17 protein-coding genes are annotated in these 17,398 nt (G+C 40.9%); 10 read left to right on the plus strand and 7 right to left on the minus strand.

Translation table 11 applies throughout. The features are described 5' to 3' along the window. Positions 1 to 30: 30 nt before the first annotated feature. The 6 genes from A3GE_RS0105380 to efp form a co-directional block, all read right to left on the minus strand. The gene (locus A3GE_RS0105380) at positions 31 to 903 is read right to left on the minus strand and encodes a DMT family transporter (protein WP_026215401.1); all 873 of its coding nucleotides are present in this window, start codon (positions 901 to 903) and stop codon (positions 31 to 33) included. 10 nt (positions 904 to 913) lie between these two features. Continuing rightward, positions 914 to 2,374: a sodium/pantothenate symporter gene (gene panF, locus A3GE_RS0105385; protein WP_018356242.1), complete on the minus strand. Its 1,461-nt coding sequence runs from the start codon at positions 2,372 to 2,374 to the stop codon at positions 914 to 916. Further along, on the minus strand, positions 2,371 to 2,628 hold the full coding sequence (locus tag A3GE_RS0105390; protein WP_018356243.1) for a YhdT family protein: 258 nt from the start codon (positions 2,626 to 2,628) through the stop codon (positions 2,371 to 2,373). Before A3GE_RS0105390 ends, panF begins: the two co-directional genes overlap by 4 nt. A 14-nt stretch (positions 2,629 to 2,642) precedes the next feature. After that, on the minus strand, positions 2,643 to 4,073 hold the full coding sequence (locus A3GE_RS0105395) for a surface lipoprotein assembly modifier (protein ID WP_018356244.1): 1,431 nt from the start codon (positions 4,071 to 4,073) through the stop codon (positions 2,643 to 2,645). 76 nt (positions 4,074 to 4,149) lie between these two features. Next, positions 4,150 to 5,223 carry a Slam-dependent surface lipoprotein gene (locus tag A3GE_RS11575; protein WP_018356245.1) on the minus strand — a complete coding sequence of 358 codons (1,074 nt, stop codon included), beginning with the start codon at positions 5,221 to 5,223 and terminating at the stop codon, positions 4,150 to 4,152. Positions 5,224 to 5,406: 183 nt separating this feature from the next. Then, a complete protein-coding gene (gene efp / locus A3GE_RS0105405; RefSeq protein WP_018356246.1) occupies positions 5,407 to 5,973 on the minus strand; it encodes an elongation factor P in 567 nt (188 codons plus the stop codon). A gap of 34 nt (positions 5,974 to 6,007) precedes the next feature. Here efp and epmB point away from each other — a divergent pair, with 34 nt between their 5' ends. The 7 genes from epmB (at position 6,008) to A3GE_RS0105440 (ending at position 13,612) form a co-directional block, all read left to right on the plus strand. After that, the gene (gene epmB, locus A3GE_RS0105410; RefSeq protein ID WP_018356247.1) at positions 6,008 to 7,024 is read left to right on the plus strand and encodes an EF-P beta-lysylation protein EpmB; all 1,017 of its coding nucleotides are present in this window, start codon (positions 6,008 to 6,010) and stop codon (positions 7,022 to 7,024) included. Positions 7,025 to 7,122: 98 nt separating this feature from the next. Continuing rightward, on the plus strand, positions 7,123 to 8,451 hold the full coding sequence (gene oapA, locus A3GE_RS0105415) for an opacity-associated protein OapA (protein ID WP_033259754.1): 1,329 nt from the start codon (positions 7,123 to 7,125) through the stop codon (positions 8,449 to 8,451). 48 nt (positions 8,452 to 8,499) lie between these two features. Beyond that, positions 8,500 to 8,904: an MliC family protein gene (locus A3GE_RS0105420; RefSeq protein WP_018356249.1), complete on the plus strand. Its 405-nt coding sequence runs from the start codon at positions 8,500 to 8,502 to the stop codon at positions 8,902 to 8,904. Between the two features lie 3 nt (positions 8,905 to 8,907). Continuing rightward, on the plus strand, positions 8,908 to 9,618 hold the full coding sequence (gene recO / locus A3GE_RS0105425) for a DNA repair protein RecO (RefSeq protein ID WP_018356250.1): 711 nt from the start codon (positions 8,908 to 8,910) through the stop codon (positions 9,616 to 9,618). Continuing rightward, positions 9,618 to 10,934 carry a 23S rRNA (uracil(1939)-C(5))-methyltransferase RlmD gene (gene rlmD, locus A3GE_RS0105430; RefSeq protein ID WP_018356251.1) on the plus strand — a complete coding sequence of 439 codons (1,317 nt, stop codon included), beginning with the start codon at positions 9,618 to 9,620 and terminating at the stop codon, positions 10,932 to 10,934. Before recO ends, rlmD begins: the two co-directional genes overlap by 1 nt. 76 nt (positions 10,935 to 11,010) lie before the next feature. Further along, positions 11,011 to 13,242 (plus strand): GTP diphosphokinase, encoded by a 2,232-nt coding sequence (gene relA / locus A3GE_RS0105435; RefSeq protein ID WP_018356252.1) that lies wholly within the window; start codon positions 11,011 to 11,013, stop codon positions 13,240 to 13,242. A gap of 13 nt (positions 13,243 to 13,255) precedes the next feature. Further along, the gene (locus A3GE_RS0105440) at positions 13,256 to 13,612 is read left to right on the plus strand and encodes a diacylglycerol kinase (RefSeq protein ID WP_018356253.1); all 357 of its coding nucleotides are present in this window, start codon (positions 13,256 to 13,258) and stop codon (positions 13,610 to 13,612) included. Between the two features lie 68 nt (positions 13,613 to 13,680). On the opposite strand, the gene A3GE_RS0105445 is transcribed toward A3GE_RS0105440, so the two are convergent. After that, the gene (locus A3GE_RS0105445) at positions 13,681 to 14,439 is read right to left on the minus strand and encodes a DeoR/GlpR family DNA-binding transcription regulator (protein WP_018356254.1); all 759 of its coding nucleotides are present in this window, start codon (positions 14,437 to 14,439) and stop codon (positions 13,681 to 13,683) included. 177 nt (positions 14,440 to 14,616) lie between these two features. Between A3GE_RS0105445 and ltnD the strand changes: the two genes are divergently transcribed. Genes ltnD through otnC form a run of 3 tightly spaced genes read left to right on the plus strand, consistent with a single transcriptional unit; the run spans position 14,617 to position 17,398 of the window. Further along, a complete protein-coding gene (gene ltnD, locus A3GE_RS0105450; protein ID WP_018356255.1) occupies positions 14,617 to 15,522 on the plus strand; it encodes an L-threonate dehydrogenase in 906 nt (301 codons plus the stop codon). A 2-nt stretch (positions 15,523 to 15,524) separates the two neighbouring features. Beyond that, positions 15,525 to 16,769 (plus strand): 3-oxo-tetronate kinase, encoded by a 1,245-nt coding sequence (otnK, locus tag A3GE_RS0105455; RefSeq protein ID WP_018356256.1) that lies wholly within the window; start codon positions 15,525 to 15,527, stop codon positions 16,767 to 16,769. Beyond that, entirely contained in the window at positions 16,766 to 17,398 is a 633-nt protein-coding gene (otnC, locus tag A3GE_RS0105460; protein WP_018356257.1) for a 3-oxo-tetronate 4-phosphate decarboxylase, read from the plus strand. Before otnK ends, otnC begins: the two co-directional genes overlap by 4 nt.

Below are 17,398 nucleotides of genomic sequence, written 5' to 3' on the forward strand. Positions count from 1 at the left end.
TGTTTTCCTTAATTCTATAAAAATGGGACATTATACCGATTTTTTCAAAAATTTCGGCAGTAAAGTCGAGCCAAGGGTGGCAAGCATGATGAGTGTGATACCAAGTGCGGTGGAAAATGAGAGCGTTTCACCGAGTAAAACCACTGCAAATAAAATACCGAATAAAGGCTCAAGAGAAACTAAAATACCTGAAAGATTAGGATCCACACTATTTAAGCCTTTGTTCCATAGCCAATAGGCAAGCCAACTACAACCGATGGCAAGATAAAATAGTCCGGCGATACCGTAACCGCTTAGGTTGATTTCCCAGCTTTCTGTCAAAATCAGCGTGAAGGGCAGTGTGGTCATTGTTCCTAATACAATAGTCACTGCGGTGTAGGCTTGTGTGGAGACTTTTGCCACGACAGCACGTGTCCAACGCAATACGCTAGCAAAAACTACACCGGCATTCAGCACTAATAGGCAGCCGAATAGGCTGATTTCATTGATTCCTTCATTGTTTTGTCCTCCATTGATCATCACTGCAACTCCTAAAAATGCGATAGCACCGAAGAGCCAATGAAACCATTTGGCTTTGTCTTTGAAAAAGAAATGTCCCACAAAGACGACGAGCAGGGGTTCTAGCCCAATCATCGTTACCGCACTAGAGGCAGAAGTATACTTTAAGCCAATAAATTGTAATAAAAAGACTGCCGTATAGTTAAAAAAGGCAAGCCACCATAATTGTTTACGTGTGGGCTTATCAATTTTTTTCCAGCGACGTAAAAAGAGAGGAAAGACGAGAATCATCGCAATCACTAACCGCACTTGAACCACAAGGACAGGATCCATCATAGAATACGTGAATTTGGCAGCGATTAATGAACTGCTCCAAAGGAACAGTGCGATAATTTGATAGATCACAGAAATTCCATTATTTTCCAAGTGCGGTCGATTTTTCACTTGTTTTCACAAGGCGACCTTCTCCCCATTTATTTCCCACCAAGAAGGCGATTAAGCCGAATGTTAATGCCGGAACGATCTGATGGAACCCAAGTAGTTTCATACTGAGTTGCGTGAGTAAAATGTAACTGCCTAAGCCGACGATCATTGAGCTTAATGCGCCGTAAGCATTGGCTTTATCCCAGTAAATCCCCAACACGATGACCCATAAAAATGCGGCTTCTAACCCACCAAAGGCGAATAAGTTTAACCAAATAATCATCTCCGGTGGATTGAGTGCGGCAAAGATTAAAAGTGCGGTCAGGATCAGGGTAATTATTGAAGAAATATAACTGATTTTCTTCTCATTTTTAGCCGCATTCGGTTTGGCGGAAAGATACAAATCTTTTACAAAAATTGAGGAAGATTGAATAAGCTGCGCATCAATGGTGGACATAATAGCAGACATCGGGGCGGCTAAGAAAATTCCCGCCACAATAGGCGGAAGAACCTGCAACATTAGGGTTGGGATAACCTGATCTGCAATGGTTAAATCCGGAATAATCGCGCGCCCTAATGCACCGGATAAGTGCATACCAAACATAATTAAAGAAAGAACAATGGTGCCGATCAACATACCACGGTGCAACGCCTTGCTGTCTTTAAATGCCATAGCCCGCACCGCTGTGTGAGGCAATCCTACTACACCAAAACAGACCAATACCCAAAATGATGCCATAAACTGAAAACCGAGCATATCGTTCGGTCCATAAGGGCTGACTAATGCCGGATCAATTTCGGTTAATTTATTGACCGCACTTTCCACCCCGCCAAGGGCATAGATTGTGCCACCAAGTAAAATAACGGTGCCAATAATCATCACTGTGCCTTGAATCGTATCGGTCAGCACCACGGCACGGAAACCGCCGATGAAAGTATAAATGCCAACGGTGAAGGCGAAAAGTAAAAGAGCCTGCGTGTAAGAAATCCCAATAGTCGTTTCAAGCAATCGTGCACCGCCGATAAATTGTACCGTCATCGCAGCAAAGAAAGCGAGTAATAACGCAAGGCTTGAAAGCCAAACAAGGTATTTATTTTTGTAACGATAAAGAAAGAGATCATTGATAGTGAGGGCGTTGGTTTCCCGTGAAAGCAGGGCGAACTTTTTGCCTAATACACCTAAGGCGAGCCATACCGCAGGTACTTGAATCATCGCTAACAATACCCAACCCAGCCCATATTTATAAGCGGCACCGGGTCCACCCACAAAAGAGCTGGCACTGGCATAGGTGGAGGCTGTCGTCATGGCAAGCACAAAACCGGTCATAGAGCGATTTCCCACATAATATTCTGTTAAAAAATCACCTCTTGTGCGTTTCACATAAGCATAGATCGCTGCACCAAACACAAAAGTAAGGTAAATGATTAAAGGGAGAATAATGCCTAGATTCATTGGTTATCTCCTTTCTCCTTGATTTCTAAGGAAATATCTTGATAGACGATTTTGATCAGCCAATAGCCGACTACGATAAACAAAATCGGTAAATAGATGCAGGAAAGCTCAAACCAAAGGGGAAAACCGACTGGACCTAAAGTCTCTTTCGGTAGGTAAGCACATAAACACCAGCCCACCACATAGACGAGCGTTAGTCCTAATGCCCATTTTGCTTCTTTAGCTGCTTGTTGGTATCGTTGTGTGAGTGTCATAAAGTAAGGCCTCCTTAAAATATTTTGCTCATTTCTAAATAAATGCGGTTTTTATCATAACGATAAAAAGGATGATTGCTTTTTATTTTTTGATAAGTCCACGTCAGTTTTGGAGTAATCCCCAAAAAATAGAAATCGCGATGCCATAAGGTCAATGCAGTAAAATACTCATTATTTTTCTGACGAATCTGAAAGAAATCAATATCCTTATATGTTCGCCTTGCATAAGCAAGATTTAAACGGGAGGAAATACCTAATGACCATTCTTGTCCCCAAGCGAGACGAATATTTTTGCGTTGATAAGCGTTATCATGGTCTCGTGTATTTTCACGGTTATAATCTATGCCTATAAGCCAGTATTGCCCGCTTTGTGGAGTATAAAGTAAGGTGTTTGACCAAAGGTAATTATTGCCATTTAAATGTTTTCGCCAGTTATAACGTTGTTCACCATACTCAAGTGCGGTCGAAATTTGCCATTTTTCATTTAACCAATAGTTTGTTTCTAATCGTATACCGGAATTTTTAGCATATTGTTTTAATGCATCACCACCCGATGAGCCACCGCCATACCAACGTTTTTCTGTAAAGGGGGTGAGTAAGTTTTCAAAACGTGCAGTTTGATAACCTAAACCTGCTCCTACGCGAAGATTTAACTCATTGTATTTTCTGTTATTCCAAAAATATCGACCTTGCCCTTCAAGTTGCAATTTTGTGAATACATTATTCGCCCAAGACCATTTTTTCTCTCCATTCAAATAGTAGGAAAAACCTTGTGCACTTTCTTTTTCCCAAGCGTTCCAATTACCAATTTTTGTGCCGGATTTAGGGGCGTTATTGATGTTTGATTCATTTAAATAACTGATCCCGCCATTTACTTTCCATTGATTACGTTTGTTTAAGGCAGATAAATATTGATCAATAATTTGAATGCTTTCCGGAGAGATATCTTCCGCACGTAATTTTTGAAATTGATCTTTTGCTGCTTCATTATCATTGTTTAAAAATAAGGCTTGTGCTAACTGATAACGTAAGGCGATGATATGCGAATGCTGACTAAATAAAGTTCGATAACGCTCGGCTGCCAGAGAAAAATTTCCTTGATGACGTGCTAGAATTGATTCAGACCAAGCTAATAAAGTGGGATCCTGATTAGGTAAGTTTTTATAAAACGGGAGTAAAATTTCTACGGCTTTCGCATTATTTTGTAAGACGGCTGGAACTAATCCACGAATGATTAAATTGGGATGCTGCTGTAGTTCGGCACTGCTCATTGAAATATTTTCTCTCTTTGGTGTAGAAATTTGTGCCTCTGTTTGTGGAAGTTTTGGTTTTGCCATATTAATGCGATCGTCCAGCCCATCACTTTTAGATTGAGCCACTTCTGCCGAAGCATTGATAGCAAACAATATATAAAGGGTAGAAAGAAAAATCTTACCGGATTTCATTAATTTTAATTCTCTTAGATATGAATTATGAATAAAGCAAGCACTGTGGCTTGCTTTATAATTCTAGGTTTTTATTTTATTGTTGTTTTGCTGCACCAAAAGCGGCACCCCAAGATTTATCGTTACCTTGTGCAAGACCGGCCATCTCTTTTGCATTACTGCCATAGAATTTACCTTCTACTTGACCATCCTGTAGTGTGGTTGAATTTGTTGTACCTGTAAATGCATTACTTGAAATTTTGGCATTAATTTCTACTTTTACAGGTTGGCGATTCCCATTTGGGATACTGAGTGAACCTTCTAAGGTTTTATTTCCAAAATTGACATTAAATTTAGATGAGCCACGGTAGTAGTCTTTTGGATCTAGTCCATAAATGTTTTCTGCAGAAATAATCGCATCACCGGAATAAGTTGCGGTACCTGATGTTGGCATATTTTGAGTTGGATTTCCATTGTAGAACATATAGCCATTGCTACTTTCATTTAAAGAATCACTCACACCAAAGCGGATATCCGAATAGCGACCGCAACATACTTCAAGTTTTCTTCCCCTGAAGCCCGTAAGCGTCCAATCTTGAATATCAAGATCTTGCAATCCAATGATAATATCGACTCCATCTATATTTATAGAGGTTGTGTTGTAATGATTTAATGTTGAGGTTTGTGCATTAACATTATCATTACTTCCTGATATTACAATTGCCGTACCTGTTCCGTTTCTCTCCTGTTGGAGTTGATTGTTAGATGTTTTGTTATCAGATGTTTTGTTATCAGTCGTTTTGTTATCAGACGTTTTGTTATCAGACGTTTTGTTATCAGACGTTTTGTTATCAGACGTTTTGTTATCAGACGTTTTGTTATCAGACGTTTTGTTATCAGACGTTTTGTTATCAGATGTTTTGTTATCAGATGTTTTGTTATCAGATGTTTTGTTATCAGATGTTTTGTTATCAGATGTTTTGTTATCAGATGTTTTATTATCAGATGTTTTGTTTGTTTGTTGACTTATTTGAGAATTGTTTGACGCATTATTTTGTTGCGGCTGATTATCACTACTGCTGCCACCGCCGCTACTTCCACAAGCTGAAACAATTAACGCAGCCAGGGCAGTTAAACCAAATCTTGTCAATGAAATTTTTGTTAGTTCCATAAGATACCTTGTACAATTAATAAATAAAATTAAGATGAGCCAGAGTTAAAACGCTGGAGAGTCTATCAAAACTCGTGTAGCTTGTTAAGTGAATAAAAGATGAATTTTTAATAACTTAAAAAAACAAAAGTGCGGTCAAAAATGTATAAGATTTTTTGACCGCACTTTCTTTCATAGATGAAATTATTTCACTCGAGAGACATATTCGCCTGAACGGGTATCTACCTTAATGATTTCACCGATTTGCACGAACAGAGGCACTTTCACTACTGCTCCGGTGCTGAGGGTTGCCGGTTTGCCGCCGGTCCCTGCGGTGTCACCTTTTAAGCCTGGGTCGGTATCCACGATTTCTAATTCGACAAAGTTTGGTGGAGTAACGGTGATCGGCGAACCATTCCATAGGGTAACGATACAATCTGCTTGGTCTAATAACCATTTTTCTGCATCACCTACTGCTTTTGCATCGGCAGAATATTGCTCAAAGGTTTCAGGGTGCATGAAATACCAAAATGCCTCGTCTTTGTATGAATAGGTTAAGTTTAGATCCATAACATCAGCGGCTTCAACGGAAGTACCGGATTTGAAGTTCACATCCAACACTTTGCCTGAAATTAACTTACGAATGCGGGTGCGGGTAAATGCTTGACCTTTACCCGGTTTTACGAATTCGTTTTCAATGATTACGCAAGGCTCGCCGTCTTGCATAAATTTTAGACCCGGTTTGAAATCACTGGTAGTATATGTAGCCATATTAAATATCCTAAAAAGAAAGATGGTTTAAAAAGTGTGTATTTTAACTCAAGATCCGGTGATTAGAGAAGAACAAAATTGGCTCGCTATTTTAAAAAATGCGATTTCTGATCCTCAAGTATTACTAAAAATACTTGATTTACCGAAAAAGGATTTTGAATATGCATTAAATGCCCGAACACTTTTTGCTCTTCGTGTCCCTCAACCTTTTGTCTCAAAAATGGAAAAAGGTAATCCGAATGATCCGCTCTTTTTGCAAGTGATGTGTTCCGATTTAGAATTTGTGCAGGCTGAAGGATTTTCAACAGATCCCCTTGAGGAACAAAATGCCAATGCCGTACCAAACGTTCTACATAAATATCAAAACCGCCTTCTATTTATGGTAAAAGGCGGCTGTGCGGTGAATTGTCGTTATTGTTTCCGTCGCCACTTTCCTTATGATGAAAATCCGGGTAATAAAAAAAGCTGGCAACAGGCATTGAATTATATTGCCGAACATACTGAAATTGAAGAGGTGATTTTTTCTGGTGGCGATCCGCTAATGGCGAAAGATCATGAATTGACATGGTTGATAAAACGTCTCGAAAATCTACCGCACTTACAACGCTTACGCATTCATACCCGTTTGCCGGTGGTCATTCCACAGCGGATTACAGATGAATTTTGTGCTATTTTGGAGAAAAGCCGCTTGCAAACCGTGATGGTGACACATATTAATCATCCTAACGAAATTGATGAGCTTTTAGCCTATGCGATGAAAAAACTCCGCAATGCAGGGATAACGCTCCTTAACCAATCGGTTTTGTTGAAAGGCATTAATGATGATGCACAAGTTTTAAAAAATCTGAGTGATAAGTTATTTCAAATCGGTATTTTACCTTATTATCTGCATTTACTGGATAAGGTACAGGGAGCGAGCCATTTTTTAGTCGGCGATAAACAAGCCATGGCAATTTATAAAACTTTGCAATCGCTCACATCCGGCTATCTTGTGCCTAAACTTGCCCGTGAAATTGCGGGTGAGCCAAATAAGACTTTATACACTGAATAAGATCCGATAAAATGCTCGAAATTTTTACCGCACTTTTGTGCTTATCGTTAAGACGACAACGGGCAATAATAATTAACTGAGGTAATTCTGTGGATTCTATGAATAACAATCAATCAAACGAAAATAAATCTCAAAACGAGCTTGATCTTGGTTTAAACCAAGCGGATACCGTGACACCAAGAAAACCGGTTCAATCGAATGAATCTTTATTAGATAAAGCAAAAGGTTTGAAAGATTTATTTGGGCGTAAAGAGCAAGCCGGAACGCAATTCCATGTGCGTAAAGAACCGACATTTGGCGAAAGCCATACACAGCAAACTGCGCAACCACATCCGCAGTCAGGTTTCACGGAAAGCGTTAAGGTGACGGCTGAAAATGTTGAACAAAAGCTGGAATCTGCCGTTGAAAAGGTTGAAACAAAAGTAGAAAATGCCGTAGAAAGTACGGTTTCAGCAACAGAGCAGGCGAAGGAAACTCTAGCTGCAGGAGCAACTGCCGCAGCGACAGCGCTGAAACGCCCCGAAAAGTGGAAAATTCTTCAAATTTTACCGGAAAAACACCGCCGTCTCTTTATTGCAATTTTAGCCTTGGTTTTACTTTTAATTGTATTTTTTGCGTTAAAACCGAATTCCGATACGGTGGAATCTTTTGAGCAACAAAATAGCAACGAAATTCCGGTGCAATTTCAATCTTTAGATCAATCCCAACCGGTTGAAACAACGGTGTTAGATAATGTCCCTGCGCCACAAGAAAACGCACCATTAGCGGAAAATCAAGCGCAGACAGAATCTGCGAATACGGCTGAACCAGGTAAAATGGAATATGTTGGCGATCAAAAAGAGACAACAGGTTCACCAAAATCAACGGGAGTCGCCTCATCCGTTAATGAAACGGTTTCTCAACCGATTCCTGTCGCCCCTGCTCGTACTGAATCGGTTAAACAAGTTGAACGTACCGTTGGAAATGTCCGTGAAACCGTAAAACATGAAGCGGTTAAACCTGTTACTCAAGAACGTAAAATCGTAGAAAAACCGACGGTGAAACCGGCTCAAACAAAAACCGAAACGGCACGAAAAGCACCAGTTCAAGAAACAAAAGCGGCAGCGAAAAATGAGCGTAAAGTTCAAGTTGTTGAGGCAAAGTCTGCGGTCAATACAGCAAAAGTGGTATCAAGTGGCGCAAGCAAAACCTTAACAGTACCGAAAGGCGTTTCTCTCATGCAAGTATTCCGTGATAACAATTTGAATATTTCCGATGTGAATGCCATGACAAAAGCAAACGGGGCGGGTAACGCATTGAGCAGCTTTAAGCCGGGTGATAAAGTTCAAGTTTCCCTGAACGGACAAGGGCGTGTAAATGAGCTACGTTTATCTAACGGAGCGAAGTTTGTGCGTCAGGCTGACGGTTCATATCAATTCAAAAAATAATTCTAAGGGCGAATATTCGCCCTTTTTGTTTCCTTTTGGTGAAGGTTTATGTTAAGAAAAACATTGTTTATTTTGACCGCACTTTTGCTTGGCGGTTGTACTCAAAGTACGTTATTAAATGAACCGCCCCAGCAAAAAATGGTGGTGCAGAAGGTTGATAAAACCTCACAAATAGGCTCGGCAAAATTGTATCGTTGCAAAGGTGGTAAAGAAGTTCGAGTTGTGCATAGTACACAAAAGCGAAATAAGAGAATGTTGAAACGAGTTTCTGTCACTTTTAATCATGTCACGGAAAGATTAACACTGATGATTTCAGAAAGAGGAAATAATTACGGCAATATTCGTTGGACGTGGTTGGAGCGTAATGATTTTAGTACCTTGAAAACCAGTGTCGGTGAAGCTTTGGCTGAGCAATGTGTGTTGAAATCTTCCGACCCGTCATTGAGTAAATAATACGTGCAAACCGAACTCCAACGTGGCTTTGTTCTACACCGTCGCCCTTATAGCGAAACCAGTTTGTTAGTGGATTTATTCACGGAAGAAAGCGGCCGTCTTACCGTGATTGCAAAAGGGGCGAGAGCGAAACGTTCAATTTGGAAATCCGTCTTGCAACCCTTTACTCCCCTGTTATTACGTTGGGCAGGAAAAGGTAGTTTGAAAACGCTAACCAAAGCAGAACCTGCTGCAATCACCTTACCTTTACAACAAACTGCACTTTATAGCGGTTTTTATGTGAATGAATTGCTCACACGTGTTATTGAGCCGGAAACGGCTAATCCCCAATTATTCCAACATTACCTAAGATGCTTAACGAGCTTGGCGACAGAAACCAATGTGGAACCTTGCTTACGTTTATTTGAATTTAACTTGCTACAAATTCTCGGCTATGGTGTGGATTTTCTGCACTGTGCCGGCTCGGGTCAGCAGGTGGAGCCTACAATGACTTACCGCTATCGTGAGGAAAAAGGCTTCATCGCTTCATTGGTGAAAGATAATCTCACTTTTTACGGACGTGATCTGATCGCCTTTGCTACTCTTGATTTTTCCGATGAGGCCGTACGCCAAGCGGCTAAGCGTTTCACGCGTATCGCGCTTAAACCTTACCTCGGCGATAAACCTTTGAAAAGCCGAGAATTATTTAATCAAAATATTTTATTTTTAAAATAATGGTACTTCTTTATTCCCCACAGAAAAAATTAAACAAGCCACAACAGATCACGGCAACGATTATTGAGCTGGATTACCAAGGGTTAGGCGTGGCAAAAATTAACGGTAAAACTTGGTTTATAGAAAATGCGTTGCCACAAGAAAAAGTGGAATGTACCGTATTGGAAGAAAAACGCCAGTATGGTCGGGCAGTGGTGAAAAAATGGCTTGAGAAAAGCCCGTTTCGTGTTTTGCCACAATGTAGCTATTATGGGCGTTGTGGCGGCTGTCAAGCCCAACATATCCCCGTTGAAATGCAGCGTGAAGCCAAACAAATAGCATTGTTCAAACGCTTGGCAAAACTCCAGCAAGAACCTATTGATTTCCAACCGATGATTTGTGACGAACCTTGGCAGTATCGCCGTCGGGTGCGTTTAAGTTTATGGTTTAATCCGAAAACCAAGCAAGTTGAAATGGGGTTTCGCCAAAAAAATTCTCATGATTTGATTGTAGTTGAAGGCTGTGAAGTGATTGAACCCGCCATCAATAATTTACTGCCAAAATTGACCGCTCTTTTGGCGTGTTATTCCACACAAAAACAACTCGGGCATATTGAGTTAGTCGCGGCGGATAATGGGGTGGCGATGTTGTTGCGTTACACGGGAAACCTTGCGGATTTCGACCGCACTTTGTTGTTGAATTTTGCCGGTCAGGAAAATTTGATGTTGTTTTTACAAAGCGATGAGGGCATTGAGCAGGTTTATGGTAACTCTCCTTACTATCAATTTTCTTGTGGTATTCGATTGTATTTTGATATTCGTGATTTTATTCAAGTCAATCGCAAGTTAAATGAGAAAATGGTGCAAACCGCATTGGATTGGCTTTCCCTTGAATCCTCGGATCATGTATTGGATTTATTCTGCGGAATGGGAAATTTTACCCTTCCTCTGGCAAAACAAGTGAAACGTGCGGTTGGAATTGAAGGTGTTTTTGAGATGGTACAAAAAGCGGTACAAAATGCTGAATATAATCAGCTTAATAATATTGAATTTTTTCAAGCGAATCTTGACCAACCTTTTGTTAATCAACCTTGGGCAAATCAGCCTTTTAACAAAGTGTTGCTCGATCCTCCTCGTAGTGGTGCGGCTTTTGCATTGAGTGCACTTTGTCAGTTAAAGGCTGAGAAAATGCTTTATGTTTCTTGTAATCCTGCTACCTTGGTGCGTGATGCAGAAATTTTGCTTAAGTTTGGTTATAAAATCGAAAAAAGCACGGTGATTGATATGTTCCCTCATACGGGGCATTTAGAATCCATTACGTTATTTTCTACAAAATAAGTAGGTTATTCTGTTACAATGAAGCGTCAAAATGGAGTGACAGGGAGCTACGCTTTCTCATAAACAAGGGGGTATTATGGTTGCTGTTCGCAGTTCTCATTTGTTAAATCCGCAAGATTTTGTGATTGAACAATGGTGTATAGGGCTAAAACTGACAGAACAAACGGAAAAAACGTTGGTTGATGCCTGGTATTATTCGCGTGAGCTAATAACCACCCACCCCGATGAAATGAAAAGTGCCACTCTAACACTCCAATCCGGTGTGGAAATGGTGGAAATTCTACACGAGCTTAATATGGACGCGGAAAGTCTTGTCACCGCTATGCTTTTCCCTATTGTGGCGAATCGTTTGATAGATTGGGAAGCACTGGAAGAGAAATTCGGTGCGAAAATCATCAAATTACTTAGAGGTGTTGAGGAAATGGATAATATCCGCCAACTCAATGCCAGCCATTCTGCCAATGCCTTACAAGTAGATAATGTCCGCCGTATGCTACTTGCTATGGTCGATGATTTTCGTTGTGTCATTATCAAACTTGCGGAACGTATTACTTTTCTCCGCGACGCAGAAAATCGTTGTTCTGAAGAAGAAAAGGTTCTTGCTGCCAAAGAATGTTCTAATATTTATGCTCCCTTGGCAAATCGCTTAGGGATCGGGCAGCTTAAATGGGAGCTGGAGGATTACTGTTTCCACTATTTACACCCTGAGCAATATCGTGCTATTGCCAAATTATTGCAAGAACGCCGCCTTGATCGTGAACATTACATTGCGGATTTTGTGGAAACGATCAGCCGCCATTTACGTAAAAATATTGATCATGTCGATGTGTATGGTCGCCCAAAACATATTTATAGCATTTGGCGTAAAATGCAGAAAAAACACTTAGAATTTGGTGATTTATATGATGTAAGAGCGGTTAGAATTATCGTTCAAAAATTGCAGGATTGTTATACCGCATTAGGTATTGTTCATACTCATTTCAAACATTTACCAAAAGAGTTTGATGATTATGTGGCAAACCCGAAACCTAACGGGTATCAGTCTATTCATACTGTTGTGTTGGGAAAAGGCGGTAAGCCGATTGAAGTGCAAATTCGCACTCGGCAAATGCACGATGATGCAGAATTAGGTGTTGCGGCACATTGGAAATACAAAGAAGGCACGACAGGCACGATGTCGGCGTATGAAGAAAAAATCGCCTGGTTACGTAAATTGCTCGCATGGCAGGATGATATTACCGATTCCGGTGAAGTGATGGCTGAATTACGAAGCCAAGTATTTGATGATCGTGTCTATGTATTTACCCCAAAAGGGGAGGTGGTGGATTTACCGACAGGCTCGACTCCCCTTGATTTTGCTTATGCCATTCATAGTGAAATCGGTCATCGCTGTATCGGTGCGAAAGTATCAGGGCGAATAGTACCGTTTACCTACCAATTACAAATGGGTGATCAAATTGAAATTATCACTCAAAAAAATCCAAATCCGAGTCGGGATTGGCTCAATCCAAATTTAGGTTTTACCCATACAGCAAAATCTCGGACAAAAATTCAGGCATGGTTTAAAAAACAGGATCGTGATAAGAATGTACCGGCAGGAAAAGAATTGCTGGATAATGAATTAGCCCGTTTAAATCTCAGTCTCAAACAGATCGAACCTTACGCATTGCCACGTTATAACTTGAAAAATATCGATGATCTTTATGCGGGAATTGGCAGTGGCGATATTCGTCTCAATCACTTGGTGAACTTTTTACAAAATAAGCTTATCAAAGTGAACGCTGAGCAAGTTGATCAAGAAATTTTGCGTCATGTGGCAAACAAAAGTGCGGTCAATTCTCAGCAAAAAAATGCGGAAAAGGGCGGCTGTGTGATTGTGGAAGGTGTGGGCAATTTAATGCATCATATTGCCCGTTGTTGTCAACCGATTCCGGGTGATGCCATTGTGGGTTACATCACGATGGGGAGGGGAATTTCCATTCACCGCAGCGATTGCGAACAGTTTTTAGATTTACAAGCAGCACATCCCGAACGTGTGGTAGAATCCATTTGGGGTGAAAATTATGCCCGTGGTTTTCATATTAATATCCGCATTGTGGCTAGTGATCGTAATGGTTTATTGCGTGATATTACGACAGTATTGGCGAATGAAAAAATCAGTGTGTTGAGCGTATCCAGCCGTACCGATACGAAAAAACAACTGGCGACCATTGATATGGAAATCGAGCTTCATAATGTAGAAAGTTTAAGCAAAATCTTGGCTCGCGTTTCAAAATTGAATGATGTAATCGAAGCCAAGCGCTTATAAAATAGGAATCTTTATGTATAAAACGACGGGTTTAACCCATCTAATCAATTCCACAAAATATTCCCTTCAAGGCTTAAAAAGTGCATTTAAGAATGAAACCGCTTTTCGCCACGAATGTTTTCTTGCGGCCATTTTAATCCCGCTCGCCTTCCTTTTGGGTGAGACCAAGATCGAAATCGCTTTAATGGTTTCATCCGTCTTACTTGTGATGGCCGTGGAGCTGTTAAACAGTGCCATTGAAGCGGTGGTTGATCGTATTGGTAGCGAACGCCATGAGCTTTCCGGTCGGGCTAAAGATCAAGGTTCCGCCGCCGTATTTATCGCACTTTGTATTGTTGGTGTAGTATGGGGAAGTATTTTATTCTTCTAAAGTGCGGTTGATTTTAAACAAAATTTCGGCTTATGCGTTGGCATAAGCCGTTTTTTATAGGGCTAATACTAGACGGTGACTAATTCAACATTGAGCTCTTTGATGGCGTGTTGTACCGGTTCAACAAGATTTTTGTCACAAATAATGCGATCAAAGCGTGTTAAGGGGCAAATATGAAATGTCGCCACTTTGCCATATTTTGAGGAGTCTGAGACTAAGATTCTTTGATTGCTGGCATCAAGCAAGGCTTTTTTTACCGGTAATTTATTTTCGTCAGGGGTGGTTAAACCTTTCAATGTCCATGATGAGGTGGAAACAAAGGCGATATCGATAGAAAGCTGTCGAAGGAATTGACCTGCAAGCTCTCCAACGGAAGAATGATTCAATTTATTCACGCTTCCGCCGATATGAATCAATTCACACTGCCCATTCGTCATAAGAAAATGAGCAATGGAAAAATCATTTGTCACCACTAAGAGATCATCTCGTTCAATTAAACGGTAAGCAATTTCTAATGTTGTGGTGCCGGCATCAAGATAGATCGTGGTATTCGTTGGAATTTGTTGTGCGGCAAATTTGCCGATTTGCTCTTTTTGAGTATGAAAAAGAAGTGATTTATCTTGATGGGTTGGCTCAAAAGACAAATGCTCTTGCATTTTTACGCCGCCTGATATGGATACTACCTTTCCCATTTCTTCTAATTTTTGAATATCTCGACGGATAGTCATGTGTGAAACATTCAGTGATTCAGCTAATTGTGTGATGCTTACCACATCTTTTTGATTGATTAAATTGAGTAACAGTTTTTGACGTTCTGCTGGAATCATAAAATCCTCCCCAAAATTTTTTCCATTATATCGTTTTTTCCTCTCCTTTGTTTTCTTTCTTTTTTAACAAAAAATAACATAAATGTTAATATTTGTGATCTTGTTCACGTTTTTTTACTTTGAAACCTGTCAGAATGATCACCATAAAATCAAAATAACCTTATTGGAGAAAGCGCAATGATAAATAAACCTTATTCAGTTGCTGTGATTGGGTTAGGTGCAATGGGAATGGGCGCAGCACAATCTTGCGTGAAAGCAGGATTAATCACCTACGGTGTCGATCTTGATGAGACCGTACTTGAAAAATTAAAGAAAGACGGTGCTTATGCCGTTAGTCAAAGTGCGGTTGATTTTGCCGATAAATTAGATGCTGTTGTATTACTTGTAGTGAATGCCGCACAAGTCAATGTGGTGTTATTTGGTGAAAATGGTTTGGCTGAAAAACTTAATCAAGGTACCGCCGTGATGGTTTCTTCAACCATATCAGCGCAAGATGCGAAAGAAATTTCACAAAAATTAACAAGTTTAGGGTTGGTTATGTTAGATGCACCTGTTTCCGGTGGCGCAGCAAAAGCCGCTGCGGGAGAAATGACGGTTATGGCATCAGGTTCAAAACAGGCATTTGATAAATTACAGCCTGTACTCGATGCTGTGGCAGGCCAGGTGTACAACATTGGCGAAGAAATTGGCTTAGGGGCAACAGTGAAAATTATTCATCAATTACTCGCAGGCGTACATATTGCCGCTGGGGCAGAAGCGATGGCTCTAGCCGCCAAGGCAGGCATTCCCCTTGATTTAATGTATGACGTGGTGACGAATGCGGCAGGTAATTCGTGGATGTTTGAAAACCGAATGAAACACGTGGTGGAAGGGGATTATTCTCCGCTCTCCATGGTGGATATTTTTGTGAAAGATTTAGGCTTGGTGAATGATACGGCAAAATCTTTACGTTTCCCGCTTCACCTTGCAGGCACTGCCTATTCTATGTTCACAGAAGCCAGCAATGCAGGCTATGGAAAGGAAGATGACAGTGCAGTGATTAAAATTTTTAGTGGTATTGAATTACCGAAAAAAGGAGCGTAGCGATGTTAGGTGTGATTGCAGATGATTTTACCGGTGCGAGCGATATTGCCAGTTTCCTTGTTGAAAATGGCTTGAATACGGTGCAAATGAATGGCGTACCCAATATCACATTAACGGAAAAAGTAGATGCCATTGTCATCAGTTTAAAATCCCGTTCAAATCCGGTGGAGGAAGCGATCGAACAATCATTACTGGCACTTGATTGGTTACAAAAGTGCGGTTGTTCTCAGTTCTATTTTAAATACTGTTCGACATTTGACAGTACCGAAAAAGGCAATATTGGTCCGGTAACGGATGCTTTGTTGGCGGCACTTAATGAAGATTTTACGGTGATTACACCGGCACTACCGATTAATGGAAGAACGATTTTTAATGGATATTTATTCGTTGGTGATGTGTTGCTGAATGAATCCGGTATGCGCCATCACCCGATTACTCCGATGAAAGATGCCAACCTTATGCGTTTAATGGATGCGCAAGCCAAAGGAAAAACAGGCTTGGTGAGCTATGCCGATGTGATTCAAGGGGCAGAGTATGTGAAATCTTGTTTTACCCAATTAAAACAAGCGGGATTCCGTTATGCGGTGGTGGATGCGGCAGATAATCGTCAGCTTGCTGCCCTTGCGGAAGCCGTGAGTGATTTGAAATTAGTGACCGGCGGTTCCGGACTGGGTGCTTATATGGCGGCGAGATTAAGCGGTGGTAAAAAAGCAGAGAAGGCATTTGTACCGAAAAAAGCACGAAGCATCATTCTTTCCGGTTCTTGTTCCGAGATGACGAATAAGCAAGTGAACGCCTATAAAGAAAAAGCCACCACGATTTACTTAGATGTAGAAAAAGCGGTAGCAAACGCCAATTATGCCGACATCTTATTTGAACAAGTTTTGCCGCATATTGATGAACCGCTTGCGCCAATGGTTTATGCCACAGTGCCACCTGATGAATTAAAACGAATTCAGGCGCAATTTGGTGCGGAGCAGGCAAGCCAAGCCATTGAGCGAACTTTTGCGAAATTGGCACAGCGATTAAAAGAAAAAGCCAATGTAGAAAACTTTATCACCGCAGGTGGTGAAACCTCCAGTATTGTCGTGCAAAAACTAGGATTTAGCGGTTTTCAAATTGGTAAACAAATTGCACCGGGTGTGCCTTGGTTAAAAGCGTTGGGAGAATCGACCGCACTTGCTTTGAAATCCGGTAATTTCGGGAAAGAAACCTTTTTTATTGATGCGCAGGGAATGATGTTATGACTGATTCAGAATTAAAAACACTTATGGTGCAACTTGGTCGTTCTTTCTATGAACGGGGTTATACCGTTGGTGGAGCAGGGAATATCTCCGTTCGGTTAGATGAAAATCGTATTTTAGTGACACCGACAGGATCTTCCCTAGGGCGTTTGAAAGCGGAACGACTTTCCGTGTTGGATATGGAAGGTCATGTACTTGAAGGTGATAAACCCTCAAAAGAATCCGTATTCCATTTGGCGATGTACCGTAAAAATTCTGAATGTCGGGCAATTGTACATCTTCATTCTACCTATTTGACGGCACTTTCCTGTTTGGAAAATCTTGATCCGCAAAATGCGATAAAAGCCTTTACACCTTATTACGTTATGCGGGTCGGGAGTTTGCCGGTCATTCCTTATTATCGTCCCGGTTCTCCTCGTATTGCCGAAGAGTTAGAAGCCCAGGCATTATCCGGAAAAGCTTTTTTACTGGCGAATCATGGGGTGGTGGTAACAGGGGCGGATTTGCTGAATGCCGCTGACAATGCGGAAGAGTTGGAAGAAACTGCCAAACTTTTCTTCCTTTTACAAGGAAAACCGATTCGTTATCTCACCGATGATGAAGTGAATGAATTAAAAAATAGGGGGAAATAG

The organism is Rodentibacter pneumotropicus DSM 21403 (assembly GCF_000379905.1).
Classification (GTDB): domain Bacteria; phylum Pseudomonadota; class Gammaproteobacteria; order Enterobacterales; family Pasteurellaceae; genus Rodentibacter; species Rodentibacter pneumotropicus.

Excerpts from the sequence above, each read along its gene's own strand:
- panF (WP_018356242.1), bottom strand. The coding sequence starts at position 2,374 with ATGAATCTAGGCATTATTCTCCCTTTAATCATTTACCTTACTTTTGTG.
- A3GE_RS0105390 (WP_018356243.1), bottom strand. The coding sequence starts at position 2,628 with ATGACACTCACACAACGATACCAACAAGCAGCTAAAGAAGCAAAATGG.
- A3GE_RS0105395 (WP_018356244.1), bottom strand. The coding sequence starts at position 4,073 with ATGAAATCCGGTAAGATTTTTCTTTCTACCCTTTATATATTGTTTGCT.
- A3GE_RS11575 (WP_018356245.1), bottom strand. The coding sequence starts at position 5,223 with ATGGAACTAACAAAAATTTCATTGACAAGATTTGGTTTAACTGCCCTG.
- efp (WP_018356246.1), bottom strand. The coding sequence starts at position 5,973 with ATGGCTACATATACTACCAGTGATTTCAAACCGGGTCTAAAATTTATG.
- oapA (WP_033259754.1), top strand. The coding sequence starts at position 7,123 with ATGAATAACAATCAATCAAACGAAAATAAATCTCAAAACGAGCTTGAT.
- A3GE_RS0105420 (WP_018356249.1), top strand. The coding sequence starts at position 8,500 with ATGTTAAGAAAAACATTGTTTATTTTGACCGCACTTTTGCTTGGCGGT.
- rlmD (WP_018356251.1), top strand. The coding sequence starts at position 9,618 with ATGGTACTTCTTTATTCCCCACAGAAAAAATTAAACAAGCCACAACAG.
- relA (WP_018356252.1), top strand. The coding sequence starts at position 11,011 with ATGGTTGCTGTTCGCAGTTCTCATTTGTTAAATCCGCAAGATTTTGTG.
- A3GE_RS0105440 (WP_018356253.1), top strand. The coding sequence starts at position 13,256 with ATGTATAAAACGACGGGTTTAACCCATCTAATCAATTCCACAAAATAT.
- A3GE_RS0105445 (WP_018356254.1), bottom strand. The coding sequence starts at position 14,439 with ATGATTCCAGCAGAACGTCAAAAACTGTTACTCAATTTAATCAATCAA.
- ltnD (WP_018356255.1), top strand. The coding sequence starts at position 14,617 with ATGATAAATAAACCTTATTCAGTTGCTGTGATTGGGTTAGGTGCAATG.
- otnK (WP_018356256.1), top strand. The coding sequence starts at position 15,525 with ATGTTAGGTGTGATTGCAGATGATTTTACCGGTGCGAGCGATATTGCC.
- otnC (WP_018356257.1), top strand. The coding sequence starts at position 16,766 with ATGACTGATTCAGAATTAAAAACACTTATGGTGCAACTTGGTCGTTCT.